General features: G+C 63.6%; 18 protein-coding genes and 1 tRNA gene. 16 read left to right on the top strand and 3 right to left on the bottom strand.

Features of this window, described 5'->3' with window-relative positions; translation table 11 throughout:
• The first annotated feature begins 571 nt into the window (after nt 1-571).
• From BFN03_RS01920 to BFN03_RS01940, 5 genes are all read left to right on the top strand, one after another.
• Entirely contained in the window at nt 572-1,345 is a 774-nt protein-coding gene (locus tag BFN03_RS01920) for a hypothetical protein (RefSeq protein ID WP_070380528.1), read from the top strand.
• Entirely contained in the window at nt 1,342-3,477 is a 2,136-nt protein-coding gene (locus BFN03_RS01925) for an Rv1355c family protein (protein WP_070377590.1), read from the top strand. The genes BFN03_RS01920 and BFN03_RS01925 overlap by 4 nt, the downstream gene beginning before the upstream one ends.
• Nucleotides 3,478-3,488: 11 nt before the next feature.
• Nucleotides 3,489-5,333: a putative bifunctional diguanylate cyclase/phosphodiesterase gene (locus BFN03_RS01930; protein WP_070380529.1), complete on the top strand. Its 1,845-nt coding sequence runs from the start codon at nt 3,489-3,491 to the stop codon at nt 5,331-5,333.
• A 152-nt stretch (nt 5,334-5,485) separates the two neighbouring features.
• The gene (gene mfd / locus BFN03_RS01935) at nt 5,486-9,133 is read left to right on the top strand and encodes a transcription-repair coupling factor (RefSeq protein ID WP_070380530.1); all 3,648 of its coding nucleotides are present in this window, start codon (nt 5,486-5,488) and stop codon (nt 9,131-9,133) included.
• 3 nt (nt 9,134-9,136) lie between these two features.
• On the top strand, nt 9,137-10,003 hold the full coding sequence (locus BFN03_RS01940; RefSeq protein WP_070377591.1) for a MazG family protein: 867 nt from the start codon (nt 9,137-9,139) through the stop codon (nt 10,001-10,003).
• A 47-nt stretch (nt 10,004-10,050) separates the two neighbouring features.
• Here the strand turns inward: BFN03_RS01940 and BFN03_RS01945 are convergent, their stop codons facing one another.
• Nucleotides 10,051-11,025: a hypothetical protein gene (locus BFN03_RS01945; protein WP_070380531.1), complete on the bottom strand. Its 975-nt coding sequence runs from the start codon at nt 11,023-11,025 to the stop codon at nt 10,051-10,053.
• Nucleotides 11,026-11,195: 170 nt separating this feature from the next.
• On the opposite strand from BFN03_RS01945, the gene BFN03_RS01950 reads away from it, so the two are divergent.
• The 11 genes from BFN03_RS01950 (at nt 11,196) to BFN03_RS02000 (ending at nt 22,144) form a co-directional block, all read left to right on the top strand.
• Nucleotides 11,196-11,966, top strand: a complete 771-nt coding sequence (locus BFN03_RS01950; protein WP_070380532.1) for a lytic transglycosylase domain-containing protein — start codon at nt 11,196-11,198, stop codon at nt 11,964-11,966.
• 141 nt (nt 11,967-12,107) lie between these two features.
• A complete protein-coding gene (gene eno, locus BFN03_RS01955) occupies nt 12,108-13,394 on the top strand; it encodes a phosphopyruvate hydratase (RefSeq protein ID WP_070377592.1) in 1,287 nt (428 codons plus the stop codon).
• A 27-nt stretch (nt 13,395-13,421) separates the two neighbouring features.
• Entirely contained in the window at nt 13,422-14,138 is a 717-nt protein-coding gene (locus BFN03_RS01960; RefSeq protein WP_070377593.1) for an FtsB family cell division protein, read from the top strand.
• Nucleotides 14,135-14,689, top strand: coding sequence for a DUF501 domain-containing protein (locus BFN03_RS01965; RefSeq protein ID WP_070377594.1), 555 nt, complete (start codon nt 14,135-14,137; stop codon nt 14,687-14,689). Before BFN03_RS01960 ends, BFN03_RS01965 begins: the two co-directional genes overlap by 4 nt.
• Nucleotides 14,686-15,630 carry a Ppx/GppA phosphatase family protein gene (locus BFN03_RS01970; RefSeq protein ID WP_070377595.1) on the top strand — a complete coding sequence of 315 codons (945 nt, stop codon included), beginning with the start codon at nt 14,686-14,688 and terminating at the stop codon, nt 15,628-15,630. The genes BFN03_RS01965 and BFN03_RS01970 overlap by 4 nt, the downstream gene beginning before the upstream one ends.
• A gap of 49 nt (nt 15,631-15,679) precedes the next feature.
• A tRNA-Leu gene (locus BFN03_RS01975) sits at nt 15,680-15,753 on the top strand.
• A gap of 341 nt (nt 15,754-16,094) precedes the next feature.
• The gene (locus BFN03_RS01980; RefSeq protein ID WP_070377596.1) at nt 16,095-16,892 is read left to right on the top strand and encodes an alpha/beta fold hydrolase; all 798 of its coding nucleotides are present in this window, start codon (nt 16,095-16,097) and stop codon (nt 16,890-16,892) included.
• A 483-nt stretch (nt 16,893-17,375) separates the two neighbouring features.
• On the top strand, nt 17,376-18,353 hold the full coding sequence (locus BFN03_RS01985; protein WP_198163350.1) for an SDR family NAD(P)-dependent oxidoreductase: 978 nt from the start codon (nt 17,376-17,378) through the stop codon (nt 18,351-18,353).
• Between the two features lie 244 nt (nt 18,354-18,597).
• Entirely contained in the window at nt 18,598-19,428 is an 831-nt protein-coding gene (locus BFN03_RS01990) for an SDR family NAD(P)-dependent oxidoreductase (protein WP_070377597.1), read from the top strand.
• A 42-nt stretch (nt 19,429-19,470) separates the two neighbouring features.
• Complete coding sequence (locus BFN03_RS01995; RefSeq protein ID WP_070377598.1) at nt 19,471-20,544, top strand: AraC family transcriptional regulator; 1,074 nt, start codon at nt 19,471-19,473, stop codon at nt 20,542-20,544.
• Complete coding sequence (locus BFN03_RS02000) at nt 20,525-22,144, top strand: aldehyde dehydrogenase family protein (protein WP_070377599.1); 1,620 nt, start codon at nt 20,525-20,527, stop codon at nt 22,142-22,144. The genes BFN03_RS01995 and BFN03_RS02000 overlap by 20 nt, the downstream gene beginning before the upstream one ends.
• A gap of 285 nt (nt 22,145-22,429) precedes the next feature.
• On the opposite strand, the gene BFN03_RS02005 is transcribed toward BFN03_RS02000, so the two are convergent.
• Nucleotides 22,430-23,341 carry an SDR family NAD(P)-dependent oxidoreductase gene (locus BFN03_RS02005; RefSeq protein ID WP_070377600.1) on the bottom strand — a complete coding sequence of 304 codons (912 nt, stop codon included), beginning with the start codon at nt 23,339-23,341 and terminating at the stop codon, nt 22,430-22,432.
• Between the two features lie 333 nt (nt 23,342-23,674).
• Nucleotides 23,675-24,412 carry a DNA alkylation repair protein gene (locus tag BFN03_RS02010; RefSeq protein WP_070377601.1) on the bottom strand — a complete coding sequence of 246 codons (738 nt, stop codon included), beginning with the start codon at nt 24,410-24,412 and terminating at the stop codon, nt 23,675-23,677.
• Nucleotides 24,413-24,439: the final 27 nt, after the last annotated feature.

The raw sequence follows: 24,439 nt of genomic DNA on the forward strand, positions 1-24,439 counted from the left end.
GGATGCCAAATGCCATTGCGTGGCCGATTTGTCGATGACGTCGGAGGATGCCCGATGCCGCCTTGCATTGTCGAACGCGACGAGAGGTTGGGTGGCGGGCTCGCCTGCGATGGCCCCAGACGCGCATTGGAAAAGGCGGGCGACGAATCCCCCTAGGGGACTGGTCCGCACTTCTTCGGGGGCGTTCTCGTCCGGGTACCTGCAGGGTGTGTTGCCGCGTTCGCGCCGGCGGATGCTCGCGTCTGACTCGGTCGAAGACGAGTGGATCCCAGCCGAGCCGGCCGAGGAGCCGCATCAAGCCCTCCTATGCACGCGTCAATACAGAGAAGATCGAAGCCTTCCACGCTCCGAGTAACGTCGAACCCGTATTTCTCTGAGTGATTTGCCGGAATTTTTCGACCTGAAGTCCATTTTTATATCAATTCGTGTCATCCAGGGGTGGCAAACTCGGGACATATGCGGAAAATGGATGGCTGCGGGGCTTTAACCGGGTGTCGTTGTTTCCAGATCTCGAGGGATTTCGATCCCGTGAGTCCGGCGAATTAGTGCGCAACACCTGATGGGAAATTCAATGCCTGTTCAGCAGTTGTCGAACCCGCAGATCCACTCATCCTCGCTCAACACCCGACCGGATCGAACCCTGAGCGTATGGGATTCACGTTCGGAATGTCGTTTCGTCGTAGCGCGGGCCCCCGCGGAACCGACTCTGTGGGATGCGTATCTGGAAGGGGCGATAGTCGGCTATCGAAAATACGGTGCCGAAAAGGCACTCGAACTGAGCCGGATACGCGACGGAAGCTCCACGGCCTTGTTCCTCGTCGCCATCGATGCGGGTGAATCGGTCGCCGGCGGATTGCGGATCCACGGCCCCTACCGATCTGCAGATCAGGCCCATGCGGTCACGGAATGGGGAACGGATCCGGGTGCTCCCGCAGTGCGCCGGATGATCGAGGATCGTCTCCCATTCGGTGTCATCGAGGCGAAGGGTGCCTGGGTATCGGACAGCGCACCGAGACGGGGTGAACTGGTGGCAGCGCTCGCCCGTATCGGCACCTTTTCGATGGATCTCCTCGACGTTCAATTCATGCTCGCGACGGCCGCCACCCATGTCTTGACCACCTGGGGATCCTCCGGCGGCGTGGTGGCACAACACATTGCACCCGTGCCATATCCGGATGATCGCTACCAGACGCGGCTGATGTGGTGGGATCGCAATAGGCGTCGGGGCCGCTCCGAATTCATGCAGCTGGCTCAACTGTTGCTCACGACGTCACGATCGAATCCGTCGTCGACCGCGGATTCGGGGGCCCGGAGCGTCGGCAGACAGAATCGGAGCGTTTCGTGAAGGAAAGTTGCGGTGACCACACCGCATTGCTGCTCGACGAGGATCACCTCGCCGCCGAGGTACTCGACAGTCTTCGCCGCGACCCCGAGGTGACCTTCGTCGATAAACTCGATGAGCAAAGGGTTGCTCTGCGTTCGCTCCTACCCACCCCGGATTCGGACGTGCTGGACGAGGCGCCGGTGTGGGCGTACTACCCCTGGCGAAAGACAGCTGTGCGCTTGCTGGGTCCGAACTCGTTCCGGCTGTTGCGACTCGATCGCAACCGGAACAAGATCACCGCGAGCGAACAAGAGCGACTGAGGGATGTGACCGTCGCGATCGTCGGATTGAGTGTGGGTCACGCGGTCGCGTTGGCTCTGACGTTGGAAGGGGCGTGTGGGGCACTGCGACTTGCGGACTTCGACGTTCTCGAGCTGTCCAATCTGAACCGAGTTCCGGGCACGGTATTCGACCTCGGTGTGAACAAGGCGGTCGTGGCGGCCCGTCGTATCGCCGAAATCGATCCGTACGTCGCTGTCACGTTGTGGGAGGAAGGGCTGGGCATCGGCTCGGTGGCCGAATTCCTGAAGGGTGCCGACGTCGTAATCGACGAGTGCGATTCCTTGGACGTCAAGGTGTCCCTGCGACGCGAGGCCCGGCGCATGGGCATACCGGTCCTCATGGCGACCAGCGACAGAGGCCTGCTTGACGTGGAACGATTCGACGATGAGCCGGAGCGTGCGATCTTCCACGGCCTAGTCGGCGATCTCGACATGGAATCGCTCGCCGGACTCGACTCTCGCGACAAGATTCCGCTGATCCTTCAGATTCTCGATGCCGGTCACTTGTCCGCGACGATGGCGGCCTCCCTGGTCGAGGTGAACGAGACGATATCCACCTGGCCCCAACTCGGTGGAGACGTCCTGCTCGGCGGGGCGGAAGTTGCGGCGGCGGTTCGTCGTATCGGGCTCGGACTACCGCTCGCGTCGGGCCGGTGCCGGATGGATCTGGACCAGAACCTCGACTACTTGGCCGATCCGCCGCCGCCGGTCGTACTTCCCGCTCCTTCACAGGCACCCGAGGGACTGGGAAGACAAGCATCGCCGCGCGATGTCGATTCGATCCTGCGTGCTGCGATGCGGGCGCCCTCCGGTGGCAATGCCCAGCCGTGGACGATCATTTCGACGGCGGAGGGAATGAGTCTGTCGGTTGCTCCGGAGTGCACAACGACCATGGACGTGGGCTACCGCGGGAGTTGTGTCGCAGTCGGCGCCGCTCTCCACAACGCACGGATAGCCGCGTCCGCCGCCGGACTGCTCGGTGCCGTGACGGTCCACGATGCGCGGCCGGGGCAGCCGATCGCCACCTTGAAGTTCGGCAGCGGAAACGACCGGGAGTTGACGAGCAGGTACGAGCAGATGCTCGACCGGACCACCAATCGACGACTGGGTGAGCCACGCCGACTGACCGACACCCAGGTGGCCGCCCTCGAGCTGGCCACATCTCGTGAAGGTGCCCGCCTCTGCCTGACGACCGATCGCGAGGACATCGCGGCGATCGGCGCCGTCTTGGCGGAATCGGACCGAATCCGATTCCTCACGCCGACCTTGCACCGGGAGATGGTCGGTGAGTTACGGTGGCCCCCTACCGACTCTGTCGATACGGGCATCGACATTCGCGCGCTCGAGCTTGATCCGGCGGAACTGTCGACCTTGATGTTGCTGCGTCGCCCGGAAGTCATGGAACGCGTGGCCCTGCAGGACGGGGGCTACGCGCTCGGAAGGTTCACGGAGGACCGTGTGGTGTCGAGTTCGGCCATCGCTGTGATCGCGGTTCCGGGCAGCAGCGCTCGCGACTATGTGCGCGGCGGGGCAGCAACTGAGAGTGTGTGGATCGAGGCACAGTCGCTCGGCCTGGCTGTTCATCCGATTTCCCCGGTGTTTCTGTACGCAATGGGAGAAATGGAACTCGACCAACTCTCACCCCGATACGGGTCGTCATTGCTGAGACTGCAGAGGGAACTCCGCGATATCGTCCGGGCGAAGGAAAACGAGTCTCTCGCCCTGGTGCTACGCCTCAGTCATGCTGCGGATCCGTCGGTGCGGAGCGAGCGACGCACCGATCGAGTCCGGAAGCGGACATCGGCATGGTGACGGGAGGGCCTGTGCACAGCGCGAAGCGACAAGAGAAACTCGACACCCTGGTCACGACCGTCGCGTCCCGGCTTACACCCGTCGATGCGGTCTCGTTTGTCCCTGTGGCCACGCGGGTACTGCAAGATCTCGTCGAACATTTCGAGGTCGACACCTGTTTTCTCCGGTTCACCGATCACGATATCGGGGCAACGGTGCTGATCGCGGAGTATCCACCGAGGCCATTCGTTCCCGATCCGGACCCTCTCGGAGTCGTGTACTTCAAGGACGCCGACTCGACGTTCGCTCAGATCGAACACCAGAAGGAGGTGGCCCACTTCCGCCCAGAGGCATCGGGCCCCGACTACAACGAACGGGTGCGTGAGGCGTCGGGCGTGCCGGAGGTATCACTGGCCGCCGTCCCGCTGCTGTCAGGGGAGATCACGACGGGCACGCTCGGATTCATCAAGTTCGGAGACCGCGACTGGACACCGGCGGAACTCGACGTCCTCAAAGCGATCGCAGCCCTGCTGGCACAGGTACAGGCACGCATCGTGGTCGAAGAGCAACTGCGGCACTCAGCCGACCACGATCCGCTCACCGGTCTTTGCAACAGGCGAGCGCTCTATCACCATCTCGATACCCGGTTGAACTCCGCCGAGCCCGGTCCCGTCGCGGTTCTCTTCCTGGATCTGGATCGGCTCAAACCCCTCAACGACTTCTTCGGCCACGGGGCGGGTGACGGTTTCATCTCGACGATCGCGGAGCGCCTGCGGGCGGCGAGTGAGGCCGACGATCTCGTTGCAAGACTCGGTGGCGACGAATTCGTGCTCGTACTGGGCGGCTCCGTCAGCCTCGAAGATGCCGAAGCGCGGGCACGCCACATTCGGGACGTGGTAACCGAGCGCGTTCACCTGGGCCGCGAGGTGGTCAGTCGCAGCGTCAGCATCGGTGTGGCCGCTGGGCGCCCCGGCGAGGCCACCACCAGTTCACTCCTGAGTCAGGCAGACCAAGCCGTCATGGTGGCCAAGACCAAGGGCGGGAACGCGATCACCGTCTTCACCGACGCGATGCAGGAAGAGAGCGAAAAGCGCAACCTGATCGAACTCAGCCTGCGCGCTGCCATCGCAGACGAATCGCTGTTTCTCGAATACCAGCCGGAGATCGATCTTCGGACCGGGCGGATAGTCGGGGTAGAGGCCCTGGTGCGCTGGCGTCACCCGTTGCTCGGATTGCTGCAACCGGCATCGTTCATCGACGTCGCCGAGGCGACCAACGTGGCGGGCGAGCTCGGCCGCTGGGTGATCCGGACAGCATGCCGGCAGTGGGCGCTGTGGCGGACGCAGATGCCCGGTCTCGATCTCGGCCTTCGAGTCAACGTGTCTCCGGGACAACTGGCTGGACTGGACTTCCTCGACGTCGTCGGGAAGTCAGTGAAAGAGTTCGATCTTCGCAAAGGTGCGCTGTGCCTCGAGATCACCGAGAATGCGGTCCTCAGTGATCTGACGTGGACCCGTCAGGCACTCGAAGGACTACACGAGATGGACGTCGAGGTTGCGATCGACGACTTCGGAACGGGTTACAGCTCGCTCAGCCACCTCAAGGCGTTGCCGGTAAGCACCCTGAAGATAGACAAAGGCTTCGTGATGGACCTGGACACCAACCCCGAGGACCGGGCGATCGTCAAGTCCATCGTCGGGCTTGCCGAGTCGTTCGGCCTCGAACTGGTCGCAGAAGGCGTCGAGAACGTCGAGTCTGCGCGGCAACTGCTCGAAATGGGGTGCCATCGTGCACAGGGGTTTCTGTTCAGTCGGCCGGTCTCAGCAGAAAAGATCGGCGAGTTACTGGCCGCCGGATCCATCGAGGTGGGGCTGTAATTGATCGTTCACGGGCAGCGGCGCGCGGCGGGGCGGCAACCCCGATCCACCCCCATGGGATATCGACTAGGCTGGCTCAGTCCGCAACTAGCCGTTCGTCCCGGCCCACGCTGTTCGCCGGCAGTTCGTCATCACTGCTCAGGAGTGTGTCGTTGTCTTCCCCGCTCATCGCTACCGAGCCCTCCGCCGACACGCCGCTAGCAGGTTTGGCGAAGATTGCGCTGGGCGACGGTGTCATCACGCAGGTTGTCGAGGCGCTCGGGCGAGATCACCTCGATGTCGTCGCGCCCCCGTCCGCCCGCCCGTTCGTGGCTGCAGCACTCGCCGAGCGCACACATCTGCTGATGGTCACCGCGACCGGCCGAGAGGCCGACGACCTCACCGCCGAGCTGCAGGAAATGATCGGTGACGGCGTGGCGCAGTTCCCCTCCTGGGAGACGCTCCCGCACGAGCGGTTGTCCCCGAGTGCCGACACGGTCGGCCGTCGTATGGAGGTACTCCGCAGGCTCGCGCGGCCCGACGACCCGGCCTACGGGGCGCCGCTGCGTGTCATCGTCACCACGGTCCGGTCGCTCGTGCAGCCCATGGCGCCTGGCCTCGGTGAGATCGAACCCATCACCCTGCGCGAAGGTACTGAACACGACTTCGACGGGTTGATCCAGCGGCTCGTCGACATGGCGTACACCCGCGTCGACATGGTGGGCAAGCGCGGCGAGTTCGCGGTCCGCGGAGGCATTCTGGACTTCTTCTCACCCACCGCCGACCACCCGGTCCGCGTCGAATTCTGGGGCGACGAAGTCACCGAACTACGCGCTTTCTCGGTGGCCGACCAGCGATCGCTGCCCGAACTCGAAATCGGGTCCGTAGTCGCGCCGCCTTGCCGCGAACTCCTCCTCACCGAGGACGTCCGGGCCCGCGCTGCTCAACTCGCCGTTGACAACCAGGCTGACGCCGCGCTCGTCGAGATGCTCGACAAGGTGTCAGGCGGCATCCCGGTAGAGGGGATGGAGGCGTTGCTACCGGTGCTGCGGCCCGGCCAACTGCAACTGCTCACCGATGTGCTGCCCGATGGCGCACACATCCTCCTGTGCGATCCGGAGAAGATCCGGACTCGGGCCACCGACCTCGTCCGAACGGGCCAAGAATTCCTCGAAGCGTCATGGACGGCGGCCTCGATCGGTGGTGCCGCCCCGCTCGACACCTCGGTACTGGCGGGAGGCGGTATCGATCTCGGCGCCTCCGCTTACCGCTCGCTTCGCCAGGTCCGAGAATCTGCGGAGGCCGCCGGACTTGCATGGTGGAATCTCAGTCCGCTCGCCTCGGGCAGCGGCGAGGAACTGGAGCTGGCGGTCACCCCGGCGCCGCAGGTGCGAGGCTCCGATGACCTTCTGGCGGAACTATTCGTGAACTTGCGGGCCCATGTGACCACCGGCGGGCGTGCCGTCGTCGTGGTCGCAGGTTCCGGCACCGCGCATCGCGTGCTCGAGCGGCTTCACGAGGCGGAAGTGCCTGCGACGGAACTCGCACCCGGGTCGGAACCTGTGCGCGGCCAGGTCGGCGTGTTGAGGGGTTCGCTTCACGACGGACTCGTGTTGCCCGGCGATGACGCGACCCCGGGTCTGGTCATCGTCACGGAGACGGATCTCACCGGCAATCGGGTGGCCGCGGTCGGCGACGGCAAGAGGCTGCCGGCGAAGCGCCGCAACCAGGTGGACCCCCTTGCGCTGACGGCTGGCGACATGGTGGTGCACGACCAGCACGGAATCGGACGATTCGTCGAAATGGTCGAGCGGACCATCGGTGGCGCGCGCCGCGAATATCTCGTGATCGAGTATGCCGCCAGCAAGCGGGGACATCCGGGTGACCGCCTGTTTGTTCCGATGGAGTCTCTCGATCAACTCTCGCGGTATGTCGGCGGCGAACTTCCCGCCCTCAGCAAGCTCGGTGGGTCTGACTGGGCGAATACCAAACGCAAGGCGCGCAAGGCGGTTCGCGAGATCGCCGGTGAACTCGTGCAGTTGTACGCGGCGCGGCAGGCGGCACCCGGTCACGCCTTCGGCCCCGACACGCCATGGCAGAAGGAGATGGAGGATGCCTTCGCGTTCACGGAGACACACGATCAGCTGACCGTGATCAGTGAGGTCAAGGCTGACATGGAGAAGGCTGTGCCGATGGACCGCGTCGTCATCGGCGACGTCGGCTACGGCAAGACCGAGATCGCGGTGCGGGCAGCGTTCAAGGCTGTGCAGGACGGCAAGCAGGTGGCGGTTCTGGTACCGACAACGCTCCTCGCGCAACAGCACCTGCAAACGTTCACCGAACGCATGGCAGCGTTCCCGATCACGGTTCGCGGGCTGTCCCGTTTCACGCATACGGCCGAGGCCAAGGAGATAATCGACGGGATGGCCGACGGCGAAGTCGACGTGGTGATCGGCACGCACCGCCTACTGCAGACCGCGGTTCGCTGGAAAGATCTCGGACTCGTGATCGTCGACGAAGAGCAGCGCTTCGGCGTCGAGCACAAGGAGCACATCAAGGCGCTCCGCACCCATGTGGACGTTCTGACCATGTCAGCAACTCCGATTCCGCGAACCCTCGAGATGAGCATGGCGGGAATCCGAGAAATGTCGACGATTCTGACGCCGCCGGAGGAGCGGCACCCGATCCTCACCTACGTCGGTGCGTACGCCGACAAGCAGGTGGCCGCGGCCATTCGGCGCGAGCTGCTGCGTGACGGGCAGGTCTTCTACGTCCACAACCGAGTCAGCTCGATCGACAAGGCGGCCCAACGCATTCGTGATCTCGTACCCGAAGCGCGGGTGGTGGTGGCGCACGGCCAGATGAACGAGGACACCCTCGAGCGGACCGTGCAGGGATTCTGGGAACGCGACTACGACGTGCTGGTGTGTACCACCATCGTCGAAACGGGTCTGGACATCTCGAACGCCAACACCCTCATCGTTGAGCGTGCGGACTCTCTTGGGCTCTCGCAGTTGCACCAGCTGCGTGGTCGAGTCGGGCGTAGCCGCGAGCGCGGGTACGCGTACTTCCTCTACCCGCCGGAGATTCCGCTCACCGAAACTGCCTACGATCGCCTCGCAACCATCTCGCAGAACTCCGACCTCGGTGCTGGTATGGCCGTCGCGATGAAGGATCTCGAGATCCGTGGAGCCGGAAACGTATTAGGGGCCGAGCAGTCCGGCCACGTGGCCGGTGTCGGGTTCGACCTGTACGTCAGGTTGGTCGGGGAGGCAGTCGAGGCGTTTCGTGCGGCAGCAGACGGCAAACCTATCGATGCCACCGAGACTCCTCGGGAAGTCCGCATCGACTTGCCCGTCGATGCGCACATTCCTCCCAACTACGTCACCAGCGACCGATTGAGACTCGAAGGCTACCGCAAGCTCGCGGCGGCAGGGGTGCTCGACGAAATCGCTGCGGTGGTAGAGGAACTGGTCGATCGGTACGGCCCGCTGCCCGAAGAGTTGCGACGACTGGTGTCCATAGCGAAGCTGAGGCTGCTGTGTCGCGAGTACGGCATCGAGGAAGTCGCGGTCGTGGGCACACAGTTGAAGATCTCCCCGATGGCGTTGCCGGATTCGAAGCAGTTGCGTCTCAAGCGGATCTATCCGAGCGCCCGGTACCGTGCCACCACAGGCATGGTGCAGTTGCCGCTGCCCAGGGCAGGTTCGGGCGGAGTGGGTGCAGATCGGGTGCGCGATCTGGAATTGGTGCAGTACATCGCGGACCTCTTGCTTGCACTGGACGGCAAAGCCGCTGGTTCCGTGGTGATGGAGGCCTGACTTATGACGGTAGTTCTGCTCGATCCCATGCGCCCGACGATGCTCCCGATGGAGGCCGTCGGGTTGGTCGGCGACGGTGTGGAGTTCACCGCAGAAGTACCCGAGCAAGTTCGACAGCTATTGACGCTTGCACCCGGAGCGGACGTTCTGGTCACGACGGATTCCAACCACCCCGCCGTCCGTGCACGGGTGGCGGCGGGGGACCGGGTTGTGGAACCACCGAAGGTTCCGGGTGACAACCTCGTCGAGGCCGCCGAGGTGATGGACCGATTGTGGGGCTACGGGGCGTGGGAGGCCACGCAGACACACCGCACCCTGTCGCACTACCTCGTAGAGGAAACGTATGAAGTGCTCGACGCCATCGAATCCGACGATTCCGATGGCCTCCGGGAAGAGCTGGGTGACCTGCTGCTGCAGGTACTGTTCCATTCGCGTATCGCGGCGGCGGCAGACGCCTTCGACGTCGACGATGTGGCTGGGGCCCTTGTAGCGAAGCTTGCGCACCGCAGTCCCCACCTCGGTAGAGATGTCGTCGGGCCGATCGACATCGCCGAGCAGGAGCGGGCGTGGGAGATCCGGAAGGTCTCAGAGAAGGCGCGGAGTTCGTGTCTGGACGGTATCGCATCGAGTCAGCCTGCCGCGTCTCTCGCGGCCAAGGTGGTCGCTCGCGCGAGCAAGGCCGGGCTCCCGCCGGAACTGGTGCCGGCCGAACTCGAGGCAGGAATGGTCGCCGAGGCGGAGGCCGAGACCGCCCTGCGCGCCACCACCCAGATGTTCATCGAGCGCATAAGGAGAGCCGAGAACTCGGCTCGCGCGCAAGGTAAATCCGTTCTCCGAGAGGAAGACTGGACCGACCATTGGCCTTCGTGAGGCTTGCGAGATTGAGCAGAGGGCAGGATCCAAAAGGATCCGCGGACCTACTGTGCGCGTCGCAATGGTTCGGGCGGGTGCGAAACGGACAGAGTGGGTGCGGATCGGCCGGCGATCTCGAACGCGCGCCGAATCCGTGCGACAACACTGGTCGGGTCGTCCAGGTGCTTCCACGTCCATCGGGCGACGGCAGCGCCGGTCGCGCGCAACTCGTCCTCACGTCGCTTCTCGTTCCGTACGGCCTCCGACTCGGTGAGAGTGGAGTTCATCGCGTATTTGCCCATGCCATCGAACTCCCCGACGACTCCACGCTCGCGCCACAGAAAGTCCACCCTGCCGATCGGCCGCCCGTCGAGGCTGTGCACGATCCGCTGGAGTTCGGGTCTTGGCATGCCCGAGCGATGGAGGAGAACCCGACTGCGCGATTCGCCGACGCTTTCGCTGAGCCCGTCCATGAACGAGACGGCCCGCTCGGCTCGGCGCGCACCGGTACGGTGGTGCGCCCTGGCGACTGCTTCCGCCAACTCTCGGCGGTCGGTGAACCCGAGACGGAGCGCATGATCTCCGGAAACCACGGCCTGCTCGAACGGAACGGTACGTGCGAAGTCGACAATGGACCGAGCCACTGTCGTGACGGTGATTCCGTCGATTACGGTCACCTCATCCGGATCGAACGGGGCCGCGTGTAGGTGGCGACGCCGACTCTTCTTGCCACCACGGTTGCGGTTGACCGTGAGATGGACCAGCGCGAGGGGAACGTTCCAGAGTTCGATTCCGTGCAGGGCCAGCGCGGAGGCGTGACTGACCGCTGTGTCAGAAAGTGAGGCCAAGGCCGTGGCCTGCGCCAGAACACGGTGTTGCCCTAATGTGTCGAGTTGGGTGAAGTCGTCTTTGCGCAGGTACGCGCCCCGTCGGACGGGTACCAGGGCACCGCACGTCCGAGAGCGGTGCAGTTCGCCGTCCGTATAGCCGTGTGCCAGCATAGTGCGGCGCCATATGAGCCCTGCAGGTTCCGAATCCATGAAGTCAGCGTGCACGGGCGGCGCCTTCTTCGGGGGCTCGATAGTGCAGTCTGTGGATAATCCGCGCGATCTGCGGACCCTGTGTGCTCGTCGCACCGGGTCCAATGGGTGCGACGAGCACATACGCGGTGCGGATTAGCGTCCGGACCTTTCGTGTGGATGATGGAGCGGTGCCTCGATGCCCCTCCCGTCCGATCCGACGTTCCCGACGACTGGGGTCGCTGTCGGCTTACCTCTCTGGAGCCGTAGTCATGGTTCTCGCCTTCGGTGCGTGCTCGCTGGAGCGGCAGCCGCGGATCGTGGTGCCCGACGGGATCCCACCCGGGAGGGGTGTCGCAATCCCGCCGATCGACATCAACGCGCCGGGGCGATCAGCTGAGCAATTGCGGGATTGGGCGGCTGGCTTTGCGGATTCGATCGGCATCGGAACTACTGCTCTCGAGGCATACGGCTACGCCGCGGCGGTGATGGCGGAAGTGAGGCCGGAATGCGGGATCGGGTGGACTACGATCGCCGGAATCGGCAGTGTCGAAAGCAACCACGGCACCTACGGCGGATCGCGAGTCGCGGCTGACGGGCAGGTGACACCGGAGATTCGGGGCATACCTCTCGACGGAAGACCGGGTGTAGCGGAGATTCCCGACACCGACGGTGCGGCGATGGACGGCGACGCGGAGTACGACCGCGCGATGGGTCCGCTCCAGTTCATTCCGGAGACTTGGCAGCGGTGGGGTGTCGATGCAAATGGTGACGGTGTGGCCGACCCGGACAACATCGACGACGCTTCGCTGACCGCAGCCCTGTATCTGTGTGCCCGCGGTGGCGACTTGACGACGCCGGAAGGGTGGCAGACGGCCCTGCTGGCCTACAACCAGTCGGTCGAGTATCTCTCGCTGGTCCGCGATCGGGCCTCGGCGTATTCCGTGGGTGTTCGTCCGTAGTTCACCACGCCACACGCCCTGGGCGGGGCGTGCCATACCGCGGCGGTTTTACTCGTGCGGCTACGCTGTTTGAAGGCACGATCTGGTGTCCTGGCACTATCGGACCGGTCAGTGCGAAGCCCATAAAAGGAGAATCAGCCAGTGTCCATCATTGAGCAGGTCGGAGCGCGCGAGATCCTGGACTCCCGTGGTAACCCAACCGTCGAGGTCGAGGTTGCGCTGGACGACAACAGTTTCTCTCGTGCTGCGGTTCCGTCGGGTGCATCGACAGGTGAGCACGAGGCCGTCGAACTGCGTGACGGTGGTGACCGCTACAACGGCAAGGGTGTCGAGAAGGCAGTCAACGCCGTCTTGGATGAGATAGCTCCGGCGATCATCGGTATCGACGCCACGGAACAGCGCACCGTAGACCAAGCGCTGCTCGACGCCGACGGTACTCCGGACAAATCGCGTCTCGGCGCCAACGCGCTGCTCGGGGTGTCGCTGGCCGTCGCACGCGCAGCCGCGGCGTCGTCCGAACTCGACCTCTTCCGCTACATCGGCGGTCCCAACGCGCACGTGCTGCCCGTCCCGATGATGAACATCCTCAATGGTGGCGCGCATGCCGACACAGGCGTCGACGTCCAAGAGTTCATGGTCGCCCCGATCGGTGCCATCACGTTCAAGGAGTCGCTGCGCTGGGGTGCGGAGGTCTACCACGCCCTCAAGTCGGTGCTGAAAGAGAAGGGCCTGGCCACCGGGCTCGGCGACGAAGGCGGCTTCGCTCCGGATGTCGCAGGTACGAGGGAAGCACTCGACCTGATCAGTGTCGCCATCGGCAAGACCGGCCTGACCCTGGGAACAGATGTGGCGCTGGCACTGGACGTCGCAGCTACCGAGTTCCATACCAAGGGCGCCGGCTACAAGTTCGAAGGTACGAATCGAACCGCCGCGCAGATGGCGGATTTCTATTCTGAACTGATCGATGCGTACCCGCTCGTGTCCATCGAGGACCCGCTCGACGAGGATGACTGGGAGGGCTGGGTCACCCTGACCGATCAGATCGGTAGCAAGATCCAACTCGTCGGTGACGACCTTTTCGTCACCAACCCCGAGCGTCTGGAGGAGGGCATCGTCAAGGGTGCCGCCAACGCGCTGTTGGTGAAGGTCAACCAGATCGGCACTCTCACCGAGACTCTCGACGCCGTCGATCTCGCACACCGCAATGGCTACAAGACCATGATGAGCCACCGCTCGGGCGAGACCGAAGACACCACCATCGCCGACCTCGCGGTGGCGGTGGGTAGTGGGCAGATCAAGACGGGTGCGCCGGCGCGCAGCGAGCGTGTCGCGAAGTACAACCAGCTTCTGCGTATCGAGGAGAACCTGGGCGACGCCGCCCGCTATGCAGGTGAAGTCGCCTTCCCGCGGTTCGCGTTCGAAGGCTGACGGTCGACGTAAGGGGTGTGGGGGTAGGTGGCACAGCGCGGTAGGCCGCGGCCGTCAGGGGCCAGCCCGGGTGGCCGTGGGTCCGGGCGTGGCGAGCGGGCTCGTGGACGTCGTGCCGACAAGGCTCCCGGTAGCCGCCGATCCCGCACCACGAAGTCGACTACGTCCGGGCAGGCCGAAGACAAGCAGGACGTTGTCGGAGGCGCTGACACCGGCAAGGTACTGTCCGGTCGCGCCCGCCAGAGTCGGGTGGGCGCGACCGGGGCGACTCGAAGTTCTCGCCCGCCGCACACGATCCTCGGGTTGTCGACCAGCCAGGCCCTGATCCTCGTGGTAGTGATATTGCTTCTCGCGCTCACCCTTGCTGTTCCGTTGCGGACCTACCTCACCCAGCGCGGTGAAGCGGATCGTCTTGCGGCGGAACGAGTTCAACTCGAAGAGGATCTGAAGAACCTGCGGATTCTCGAGGAGCGCTACTCCGATCCGGCCTACATCGCTGCGGAGGCTCGGGGCCGGCTCCGGTGGGTCTACCCTGGAGCCACACCGTTCCAGGTGCAGCTCCCCGGCGACTACCAGGAGCCACAGAAGCCGGAGGAAGAGGATCCCGAAATGTCGGGACCCTGGTACTCCGATCTGTGGAACACCATCTCGGAACCACCGGAGGCACCTGAGGTGCAGCCTGCTCCGGCGCCCCCAGAGGCGCCTCCGCCCGTACCGCCAGAACCAGGAGAACCCACCGGGTGACCACTTCGTCCGACCAGCCCAGTCCCGTGTCGCAGGAAGACCTCGACGCTGTTGCCGCCCAGTTGGGTCGCGAACCACGTGGAGTCCTCGAGATCGCGTATCGCAGCCCAGACGGCAGGCCGGGCGTGGTGAAGACCGCGCCCAAGCTTCCCGACGGCACGCCGTTTCCGACGTTGTACTACCTGACAGACCCGCGACTGACCGCAGAAGCCAGCAGGCAGGAGTCCGCCGGCGTGATGAAGGAGATGACCGAACGTCTCACGCAGGATCCGGAACTCGCGGCCGCGTATCGGCGAGCCCACGAGTCGTATCTCGCTGAGCGGGATGCGATCGAGCCTCTCGGTACGGATTTCACCGGCGGGGGCATGCCCGAGCGTGTCAAGTGCCTGCATGTGTTGATGGCGCATTCACTCGCGAAGGGACCGGGTGTCAATCCTCTGGGCGACGAGTCGGTCGCTATGGCCGCGTCGGCGTCCGGGGGGAAGTTGAGGGGCACGGCGATTCGCGCCGATTGGCCCGGTATCGACAACACCGAGGGCGCAGAACAATGACACGGGTAGCTGCCGTCGATTGTGGCACCAACTCTCTTCGGCTTCTCATCGCCGACGTGGACGATCACGGCTCATTGCGTGACGTTCGTCGTGAGATGCGTGTGGTTCGGCTCGGGCAGGGTGTGGACGCGACAGGACGTTTGGCTCCGGAGGCGATCGAGCGCACACGGGTCGCGTTGGTCGAGTATGCCGGGATGATCGCCGACGCCGGCGCCACCGCCGCCCGCATGGTCGCCACCTCGGCTACCCGCGACGCATCCAACCGGGAGGACTTCTTCTCGATGACCCGGGATGTGCTCGGCGCGGTGATCCCAGGAGCGGGAGCCGAGGTGATCACCGGCGACGAGGAAGCCCGGTTGTCGTTCACCGGCGCTGTCGGGGAACTGGATTCGGCGCAGGGGCCGTTCGTCGTCGTCGATCTCGGTGGGGGTTCGACCGAAGTTGTTCTGGGCGACGCATCGGGCGTCCATGCCGCGTTCTCCGCCGATATCGGATGCGTACGGATCACCGAACGTTGCCTCCACGACGACCCGCCCACACATGCTCAGATCGAACAGGCCCGCGCGTTCACTCAGGAGCGTCTGGACGAGGCCTTCGCCCGGGTTCCGGTCGAGCAGGCCCACACATGGGTTGGTGTTGCGGGGACGATGACCACGATTGCAGCTCTCGGCTTGGGCATGCCCGAGTACGACGCGGATCAGGTGCATCTCTCCAGCGTCGCGTTCCCACGGCTGCGCGAGGTTTGTGAATCTCTGGTTGCGATGTCCGTTGCCGAAAGGTCGGCGCTCGGACCGATGCACCCGGGGAGGGCCGACGTGATCGGCGGCGGTGCCATCGTGACTCTCGCTCTAGCCGAGGCGTTCGAAAAGAAGGCCGGCATTGATCACCTCGTCGTGAGCGAGCACGACATACTCGACGGAATAGCATTGTCGATCGGCTGAGCTATTGTGATCTGCGCACAGTTGCCGGTCCGAAAGGCCGCGACCGCCCGCCCCCATAGCCCAATTGGCAGAGGCAGCGGACTTAAAATCCGCACAGTGTCGGTTCGAGTCCGACTGGGGGCACAGGTCAGAGGCGATTCTTAGGAGGATGGCCGCCGTCTACGGCCCAAAGTTGTCACAATTTGTCACAACTGGCGCGGAACTCGCCGCAGCGAGCACTGAGGAATCCCGAGAGTGGGCGTACGTTAACAGGGTGAACGCTGCCGAGGCATGTCCGAGCCAGGCAACAATGACTGCAATTGGGACGCCACGAAGGTGCGTCGATCACCTGGGCGACAGTCGTTGTAGCGGTTTGCACGTGCGCGCCACGGGCGACTTCCTCCTGAATCCGCCAGACTCCTTGACGTCCCGCAACATATGCGGGCGTCTTGTCAGGTCAGGGTAGCGACCGGTAGCGTGCGCGGATGCCACATATCGAGACCGCTGGCGCCCGAATTCACTACACCGATACCGGCGGGCATCTTCCGGTGATCATTTTCATGCACGGATTCCTCCTCGACACCCGATTCTTCGAGCATCAGGTGGAGGCATTGTCTTCGGAGTACCGAGTGATCTGCCTCGACGCTCGTGGCCACGGGCTCACCGAGGATTCGGGTGCCCCATTTACATTTTGGGATCAGGCCGATGATGTGCTCGCGGTGATGGACACACTCGGGATAGAGACGGCGATCCTTGGCGGCATGTCGCAGGGCGGTTTCACGGTGTTGCGGGCGGCAATCACTGCTCCCGACAGGGTGTCTGGGCTGATCCTGATAGCCACGGATGGGGCCGAATACACGCCCAGGCAGAAGGCCGGCTACCGGTTCGTGTTCGACCGGTGGGCCCAAGACTCGTCAGTCGACGATTTGATGCTCACCCTCGCCTCGTCGATGATCGGCGGTACTCGCGACCAGCAGCAGGTGTGGATCGACCGGTGGCGTGAGAGCGACCGTTCCCGACTGGCGGAGGCGGTGGAGTGCCTGATCGATAGGGACTCGATCGAGGCACGACTTGGTGCGATCACCTGCCCTGCCTTGATCATTCGAGGCAGCTTCGACCAAGCATTCTCCGATGGTGCCATGCGGGCCCTGTGCAGCCAGCTCGGCGGTGAACCGCAGCTGGAGACGATCGACGCCCCGCTGGCTTCCCACGCGGTGAGCTGGACGCATCCCGAGCTGGTCGATCCGCTAATTCGGGTGTGGCTGAAAACTATTGCGGCATAACCTGATTGTCCACTTGCGAGGTCATCAGGATGTAATACTCCGTGCGGCTGTGTAGAAGGACTGCTGAGTCGCGGAATCTACGCGAATCCGCCGTTCGTTCAATAGTGACTGAAGAGGCAGTCTTTGCTGAGGTTGTCAAGTAGATCAGGTGACCACTTTGGTGACATTTTGGCGTAGGGGGCTACCCGCCATCGCAACAGTCTTACGACGAAACTCGCGACGGCCGACCATTCCCCGAGTGCGGTCTTCGACTGGTACCGCTGCTCAGACTGGCCAGTGAGAACGACTCCCGCTGGCGTGTTTTGACAAAACACTGACGCGAAAGGACAACGAGTCGGCGTTGTCACTGTGTAGCGTCAGATTGACCTGATCCAATCCAACACATGTGAGGCCAGCAAGGCGACGCGCAGTTCCTCGACCCGGCCGCGCTCACACAGGCCTGACCGGTGACCCAGGGAGCATCGAACAGGAGGTGTGCATCTGATGCTACGAAGACGACTCTCGCTCGATAACGCAACCCGTTCGAAGGACCTGACGGGCAAGACGTACATCGTGACCGGTGCCAACTCCGGCGTCGGACTCGAGACCACCCGCCAGCTGGTCAAGCAGGGTGGCCACGTTGTCATGGCATGTCGACGGACCGACGCCGGGGAGGAAGCCGCACGTAGCTTCCGTGGACTAGAGGGAACCTATGAGGTCGAGCGGCTAGATCTCGCCGACCTCGACTCGGTGCGGGACTTCGTATCCAGATTCAAAGCCAATCATGACCGACTCGACGGCCTGGCCTGCAATGCCGGCCTAGTCACGATGGCCAGCCGGCCCGAGTTCACCAGGGACGGCCTGGAGATGACGATCGCCGTGAGCTACTTCGGTCACTTTCTGCTGACCGAGCTGTTGCTCGACGCTTTGAGGGCAAGCGCACCCTCCCGCATGGCCATCGTCTCGTCCGTGACCCATGCCGGCAGTCCCAACAACCGGCCGGATGTCAATCTGGACGACCTCAACTACGAACACCGCGACTTCAACAACTTCGCCGCCTATTCCGAGGCCAAAGTGGCCAATGTCCTCTACGCCCGAGAGCTGGCTGAGCGACTCGAGGGCACCGACGTCTCGGCCTTTTCGGTGCACCCGGGCTGGGCCCGTTCCAATTTCGGTTCAGGAGGCAGCCTTCCGATGCGCATTGCCATGGCCGTAATGAGGCCGTTCAGCAGATTCGTCTCGGACAGCAACGAGCAGTCGGCCCAGACCACGCTGCACTGTCTGCTCTCCGACGACGCACCGAACCACCCCGGAGCCTATTTCAGCCAGAGCAGCGTGCTCTACCGAGATAGGAAGTGCCGAGGCGGCGGTTGGCCGATGGACACCCCGAACCCGAACGCGAAGAACATCGAGACCGCCCGCAAGCTAGTGGACATGAGCTACGGCATCGTCGGCCTGGCCAGGCCGAACGGACCGCGCTGAAGGCCGGGAGGGGCTTCCCGCCGTACCGCCGACGCCCGGGAGCAAATCCGACACGCGACACGCAGTCTAGGCCGGGGTGGTCGCGTCCGCAGTGAGCGGCCGTTGCGGAAGTATCGCGGTAATGGCTTCAACTCGCGCTGGCGTGTTCTGACAAATCACTGACGTGAAAGGACAACGTGTCGGCGGCATCAGTGTCTAACGTGGATTGCGTCCGGGAGCTCCCACAACGGAGGGTGTGAGAACCATGGCAGACCAGAAGGTGATCTTGGTCACGGGCGCCAGTAGCGGAATTGGCCTGGCGTCGGCGTTGGCGTTGATGCGGGCCGGCCACGTGGTCTACGGCGGGGCGCGCCGGGTCGCCTTGATGAACCCGATCGTGGCCGCGGGCGGTCACGCCATCAGTCTCGATGTCACCGAGGATGATTCGGTCCAAGCCGCGGTTGATCGCGTTGTTGCCGAGCAGGGGCGCATCGATGGGGTGTTGGCCAATGCGGGCTATTGTCTGCTCGGGCCTGCCGAGCTGTGTTCCCCCGAGGAGGTCACGCGCCAGTTCGATACCAACGTCGTGGGCATGGCGCGAGTAATCTCCGCGGTACTACCACATCTGCGCCGACAGCGATCCGGACGAGTGGTGATCACCTCATCGGCGGCCGGGCATGCCTCCGTACCGAATATGGGGTGGTACTGCGCGACCAAGCATGCCCAGCAAGCCTATGGCGACGCGCTACGCATGGAGGTCAAAGAGTTCGGCATCCAGGTCGTGCTCATCGAACCCGGCTACATCGCAACCGAAATCGCGACCGCCAGCCTGCCCACACTCGACCTCGCCGAGGCCCGTCCGGGGGCCGACGAATATCGGAAGCAGATGGCCACGCTGCGCACGAAGTTTGCCCGGAGCGTCAACAACGGTGCCTCCCCGGAGACCATCGCCCAGGTCGTTACTCGCGCGTTCGGCGCCCGCCGTCCGCGCCGTCGCTATCACCCCAACCTCGACGCCCGCAGCGCCATATTGCTCGAGCGCACGATTGGCGACGTGCTGATCGACCGGATCGTGCCACGCCAATCCATCCGCTGACGGACCTACACGTCAACTCGGCTGGCTCACTGGAGGTCATCAATGCAAACCTACGCTTTGCCCTCCGGTGTTGGTGTCTTGCTGCATGACCTCGGAATTGATGCGGCAGCCATCACTCGACGGGCGGGCCTGCCCCTGGACGCGATGAGCCGCCCAGGTTTCCGTGTCGGCGCCGAGGATTACTTCGCGCTGTGGCTGGCGATGGAAACCGAATACGAACACGGCGATGTCGCCGTCGGTGCCGCCCGCGCGCTGAGCGCCGAAGCTTTTGACCCCGTGCTGTTCGCCGGGTTGTGCAGCCCAAATCTCACCGCGGCCGCGCACCGCATCGCCGACTACAAGCGGCTGCTCTATCCGGTGACGTTCGAGATCGATGACTCCTCGGGGCTGACACTGCAATTGCAGTCCCGCGGGGCGTTCGAACCACCGCCGGTTCTTGCCCGGTTCGAGTTGCTCTTCTGGGTTGCATTCGCCCGACTCGCGACCCGCGAGCGCATCAAACCCGTGCGCGTGATGGTCCCTGTTGTCCCCGATGATCAAATCGAGTGCACGGCATTCCTCGACGGGTGCCGATTGACACGAGGGCGTCGGGCGCAGATCCAGTTCTCAGAGTTGGACGCTCGACGTCCTTTCGTGACGTCGAACGAGCCGATGTGGAACGTCTTCGAGCCCCAACTGCGACGTCGGCTTCAGGATCTCGAGACAAACGCGACATGGACCGACCGGGTCCAAAGCGTTCTCCTGGAAGCGCTTCCGGCCGGACGCCGGGCACTTGCTGACGTCGCGAGCGACCTGAACATCAGTGCCCGCACCCTTCAGCGATACCTCACCGCCGAGGGGACGTCGTTTCGCGGCGTCCTTGGCCACACCCGTGAGCGCCTAGCGCGGCACTATCTCTCTCACACCGCCCTCAATGACACCGAGATCGCGTTGCTGCTCGGATATGATGAACTCACCTCATTGCATCGCGCCTTCCGCACATGGACAGGCCAAACCATCGGAACCCAACGAGAAGCAGCCGTCTGGGCATTGCCGCAACGGGATCAACTGCGAACCCTGCCGTTAGCGGTCCAAACGCAGATGAGGAGGGACAGACATGACAACCAACACACCTAGCTCCGCCGCCACAGCGATCGATCGTCTCGACCCGCTCCGTTGGGCAAAGACCTCGCCGCTGCAACGTTTGCGTCTGCTCGAGACGGTACGGGAGAACTGCAGGGCCTACGCTGAGGAACTGGCGCGCGCCGACGCAACGATGAAGAACGAGCTGATGGGTGAAGAGCTCTACAGCATTTCGACATCGAAGGTTGCCACGGTGGTGCCGATTGCCAACACGCTCAGTGCGTGCATCGAGCTCTATGAGCATCTGGCGCAGGACGAGATGATGGAGCCGGCGTCGATTACCCAAGTGGCCGATGGTCTCTTCGACGTGCAGGTGGCGCCCCGCGGCCACCGGGAACGGCTGATGAACCCCCATCAACGGCAGGTCCTGCGCGTCCGAGGTGAGCCAACCCAGATCAGCCCGATGGACAAACCGGCGGGCATCATCGCGGTTCTCGGGGCGGGTAACTACAGCTCGTCGCTGGAGATGGTCAAAGCCCTGTTTCTGGCGAATTGCGCCGTGGTGCACAAGCCCCACAAGCTCAATCGGCACACCGACAAGGTGTGGGCCAAGATCTTCGCACCACTGGTCGAACACCAGGCACTGAGCTTCTTGGAATCGGATCCGGACCGCAGCCTGAACACCGATGCCAGGCTGTCGAGGATCTACTTCACCGGCGGCACCAGCACCGCATTGCGGATTATGGAGTCGACCGATACGCCGCTGGTGTCAGAGTGCGGCGGAAACAACCCGTGCATCGTCGTGCCCGGCGATCGTGCCTGGACCGACAAGGAGATGCAGCACCAGGCAATCCAGATCGCCACCACCGCCAAGATGAACGGGGGAGCTGTGTGTGGCCGCGTCCAGACCATCGTCACCAGCAAACACTGGCCGCAGCGCGATCAGTTCCTGGCCGCGCTACGGAAGGCGATCGTCGCGGATACTCCTGCCGCGGGCACCTACTATCCGAGTTCCGACCAAGTCGCCGAGGACTTCAAGAACGCCTATCCAGATGCCGAGGTCCTCGAGCCCGAGGATGGTTCCTACCGGTCGGGCGTATTCTTACTGATCACTGGTGCTGAGGAAGATGGTTACGCCACCCGCCACGAGGCGTTCACCCAGATCATCGATGAGGTCCCCCTTGATGTTGCCGCCAACGCTGCAGAGTTCCTCCCGCACGCGGTCGACTTTGCCAACACCAAGCTGCTCGGCACGCTAGGGTGCTCCGTTCTCATCGACGAAGACACCAAGAAAGCCCACCAGGCGGTCTTGGACCGCGCAGTGAGTGATCTGCGCTACGGCGGAATCGCGGTTAACACCATGCCCCCGTTCATTTTTCTGAGCCCCTACCTGACTTGGGGTGGTAATGAGGGAGGCCGCGAGTTCGTCTCGGGCCAAGGCAACTTCGGCAATCTGCTGTGCTTCCAAGACGTCGAGAAGTCGATCATGACCGACCACTTCACCTCGGCCGGGCACATGATGAACACCAACAAGGCAGGCTTCGACGCATTCAGCGAAGATTACGCCCGCTACGCACTAAACCCCAGCTGGATCAACCTCACCCGGCTCATGGGCGAAGCCCTGGTCGGCAACCTGCGCCGCAGAGACTTCTAGCGCTCAGCCGATGTAGTAACCGCAGTGACCCACGTGGCGAAACACCGCCCGAGCTGAAGAAGGCGCTCGGGGAGTCGGGACTTGGGTGAGGAGAGAAGAGCGAACTTCGAGAGGAACCAAATACGACGACGCCCTGCTGCTTGCACGTGACCCGTTCCGGATTGCGCGCGCGCTCTCGCTTCGGCGTCTCCAGTCGACTTTCTCCACGACGGATCCCGACGACACGACATCGGGACCTGGCGAATGCGGCGACGACGTGGGTGGGCTCTTCGGAATCGCGCACTACTACACCGGGTACGTGATGCCGGTCAGCTCTTCGGAGACGCTCCATAGCCGACGTTGGATGTCGGCGTCGTGTGATTGTGCGCTGGATTCAACGAGTTTCGGGTGGCCGCGCATCTCGCGAAAGCCATCCGGGCCGTAGTACTGGCCGCTGCGCACACTGGGATCGGTTGCCGCGCGCAACGTCGGCAGTGCACCCATGGCTGCGCTTTGCGCCACCAGTCCTGACAGGAATTCAAGAGGTGGCCTGACTATGCCCGGAATGTTGCGGGTGAGCTCGGTGTTGGAGCCGCCGGGGTGCGCGGCCACCGCGATCGTCTGGGCGTTCTTCTCCCCGAGCCGACGCGCCAGTTCGTAGGTGAACATCAGATTGGCCAGTTTGGCCTGCCCGTAGGCGTCAACGCGGTTGTAGTTCCGCTCCAGCTGTAGGTCGTCGAAGTGAATCTTGGCGCGAATCCGATGACCCAGGCTGCTGATCGTCACCACCCGCGACCCCTCGATCGTCAGCATGTTCTCGAGTAGCTGGCCGGTGAATGCGAAGTGGCCGAGGTGGTTGGTGCCGAACTGCAACTCGAAGCCGTCTCTCGTGGTGCCCTTCGGAGTCCACATGACGCCGGCGTTGTTGATCAGGAGATCGATTCGTGGATGGTTGGTGCGCAGCTCCTCGGCCGCCTCGTGGATGTTCTCCAGTGAGGTGAGGTCGAGTTGCTGCAGCGCGACGCTTGCGTCAGGACTGGCCGTCTTGATGCGATCGGCGGCTTGCTTACCCTTCTCGAGGTTACGCACCGCCAAAACGACATGGGCGCCCTTGGCGGCGAGAACGGCGGCGGTCTCATAACCAAGGCCGGTGTTGGAGCCTGTGATGATGGCGACCCTGCCGGATTGATCGGGCACATCGGCTGCAGTCCACTTCATTGCGGTCCCCTCATTCGCTGCTGTCAATCCACCTTCTGACAGATTGCCACATATGTTGTGGCGTCGGCGAGTACCCGAAGAGACGATCGACTTGTGCAAGGCGCATTCATAGCGCAACCCCGGCCACTTCTTCCGCTGCTTCTTCACCGACTCAGGTTGCGGGGGCCACTCGGGCGTCTCCCTTTCGGCGCCCTCATGAATGTGAATTAGCCAGTTTGTCAACGCATTTGGTGTGTCAGATGATGAGATGAGCGATGCGGACGAGCAGGTAACCGCTCATGTTGGCGATCGTAACGTACCCGTACTCCGAAATCGGGCGAGGACCGGCGAGGATCAGCTCTTGCGGAGTAGCCGATAGTGCGTACGAGTGTCCGGGTCAAGGTGCTCGGTGGCGTAGCTCAGCGCCGTAGCGCCCATCTCCGATGCGTGCTGGTCCAGGAATCCGAGCAGCAGACCGCGGTCCACTCGCTTGCCGACCTCCCGGAGCATCCAGCCGGTCGCCTTCTGCGTCAGGTCGCGCCGGTCGGGGAGTACTTGGGCCGCCAACTCGAGTGTCGTGGACGCATCCCCGCGCCGGATGAAGCCGAACGTCGTAAGGAGTGCCACGCGCCGACGCCACAGGTCTTCGTCGGTGCCGAGCGCGAAAACCGGCGAGCGGGACCGATCGTAGAGCCAGTCCCCGAGAATGTAGAGAGCCGACAAGTCCACCAAATCCCAATTGTTCACCCGCCCCCGCATGACGGCGGCTAGGTAGCGTTCGGCGATACGCTCGCGAAGGTCCTCATCTCGGCTGCGGACTCGGCTCGCCCTCTTGAAGGCGTCGACGAGGATCAGGAGTCCGACCAGTCGATGCTCGTGTACCGGGCTGTCGAGAAGAGCGTCGACCTCGTCGAGTGAGAGCGAGGCGAAGCGCTTCGCCACCTTCCGGAGTGCCGGCACCCGCACCCCGACGAACACGTCTCCCTCGCCGTACTCGCCGACACCTGTCTTGAAGAAACGCTGCAGCACTCGCGCGTCGTCCGCGTCGGCGAGGTCGTCCAGGGCGGCGATGACGCGGTCAGCGGTCGCCATGGCCGTCACGATACGGTCTCGTCGGGG

The organism is Rhodococcus sp. WMMA185 (assembly GCF_001767395.1).
GTDB lineage: Bacteria > Actinomycetota > Actinomycetes > Mycobacteriales > Mycobacteriaceae > Rhodococcus_F.

Coding starts and splice junctions, on each gene's coding strand:
- BFN03_RS01920 (WP_070380528.1), top strand. CDS start 572: ATGCCTGTTCAGCAGTTGTCGAACCCGCAGATCCACTCATCCTCGCTC.
- BFN03_RS01980 (WP_070377596.1), top strand. CDS start 16,095: ATGCCACATATCGAGACCGCTGGCGCCCGAATTCACTACACCGATACC.
- BFN03_RS01940 (WP_070377591.1), top strand. CDS start 9,137: ATGACGGTAGTTCTGCTCGATCCCATGCGCCCGACGATGCTCCCGATG.
- BFN03_RS02005 (WP_070377600.1), bottom strand. CDS start 23,341: ATGAAGTGGACTGCAGCCGATGTGCCCGATCAATCCGGCAGGGTCGCC.
- BFN03_RS02010 (WP_070377601.1), bottom strand. CDS start 24,412: ATGGCGACCGCTGACCGCGTCATCGCCGCCCTGGACGACCTCGCCGAC.
- BFN03_RS01995 (WP_070377598.1), top strand. CDS start 19,471: ATGCAAACCTACGCTTTGCCCTCCGGTGTTGGTGTCTTGCTGCATGAC.
- BFN03_RS01945 (WP_070380531.1), bottom strand. CDS start 11,025: ATGGATTCGGAACCTGCAGGGCTCATATGGCGCCGCACTATGCTGGCA.
- BFN03_RS02000 (WP_070377599.1), top strand. CDS start 20,525: ATGACAACCAACACACCTAGCTCCGCCGCCACAGCGATCGATCGTCTC.
- BFN03_RS01985 (WP_198163350.1), top strand. CDS start 17,376: ATGCTACGAAGACGACTCTCGCTCGATAACGCAACCCGTTCGAAGGAC.
- BFN03_RS01970 (WP_070377595.1), top strand. CDS start 14,686: ATGACACGGGTAGCTGCCGTCGATTGTGGCACCAACTCTCTTCGGCTT.
- BFN03_RS01990 (WP_070377597.1), top strand. CDS start 18,598: ATGGCAGACCAGAAGGTGATCTTGGTCACGGGCGCCAGTAGCGGAATT.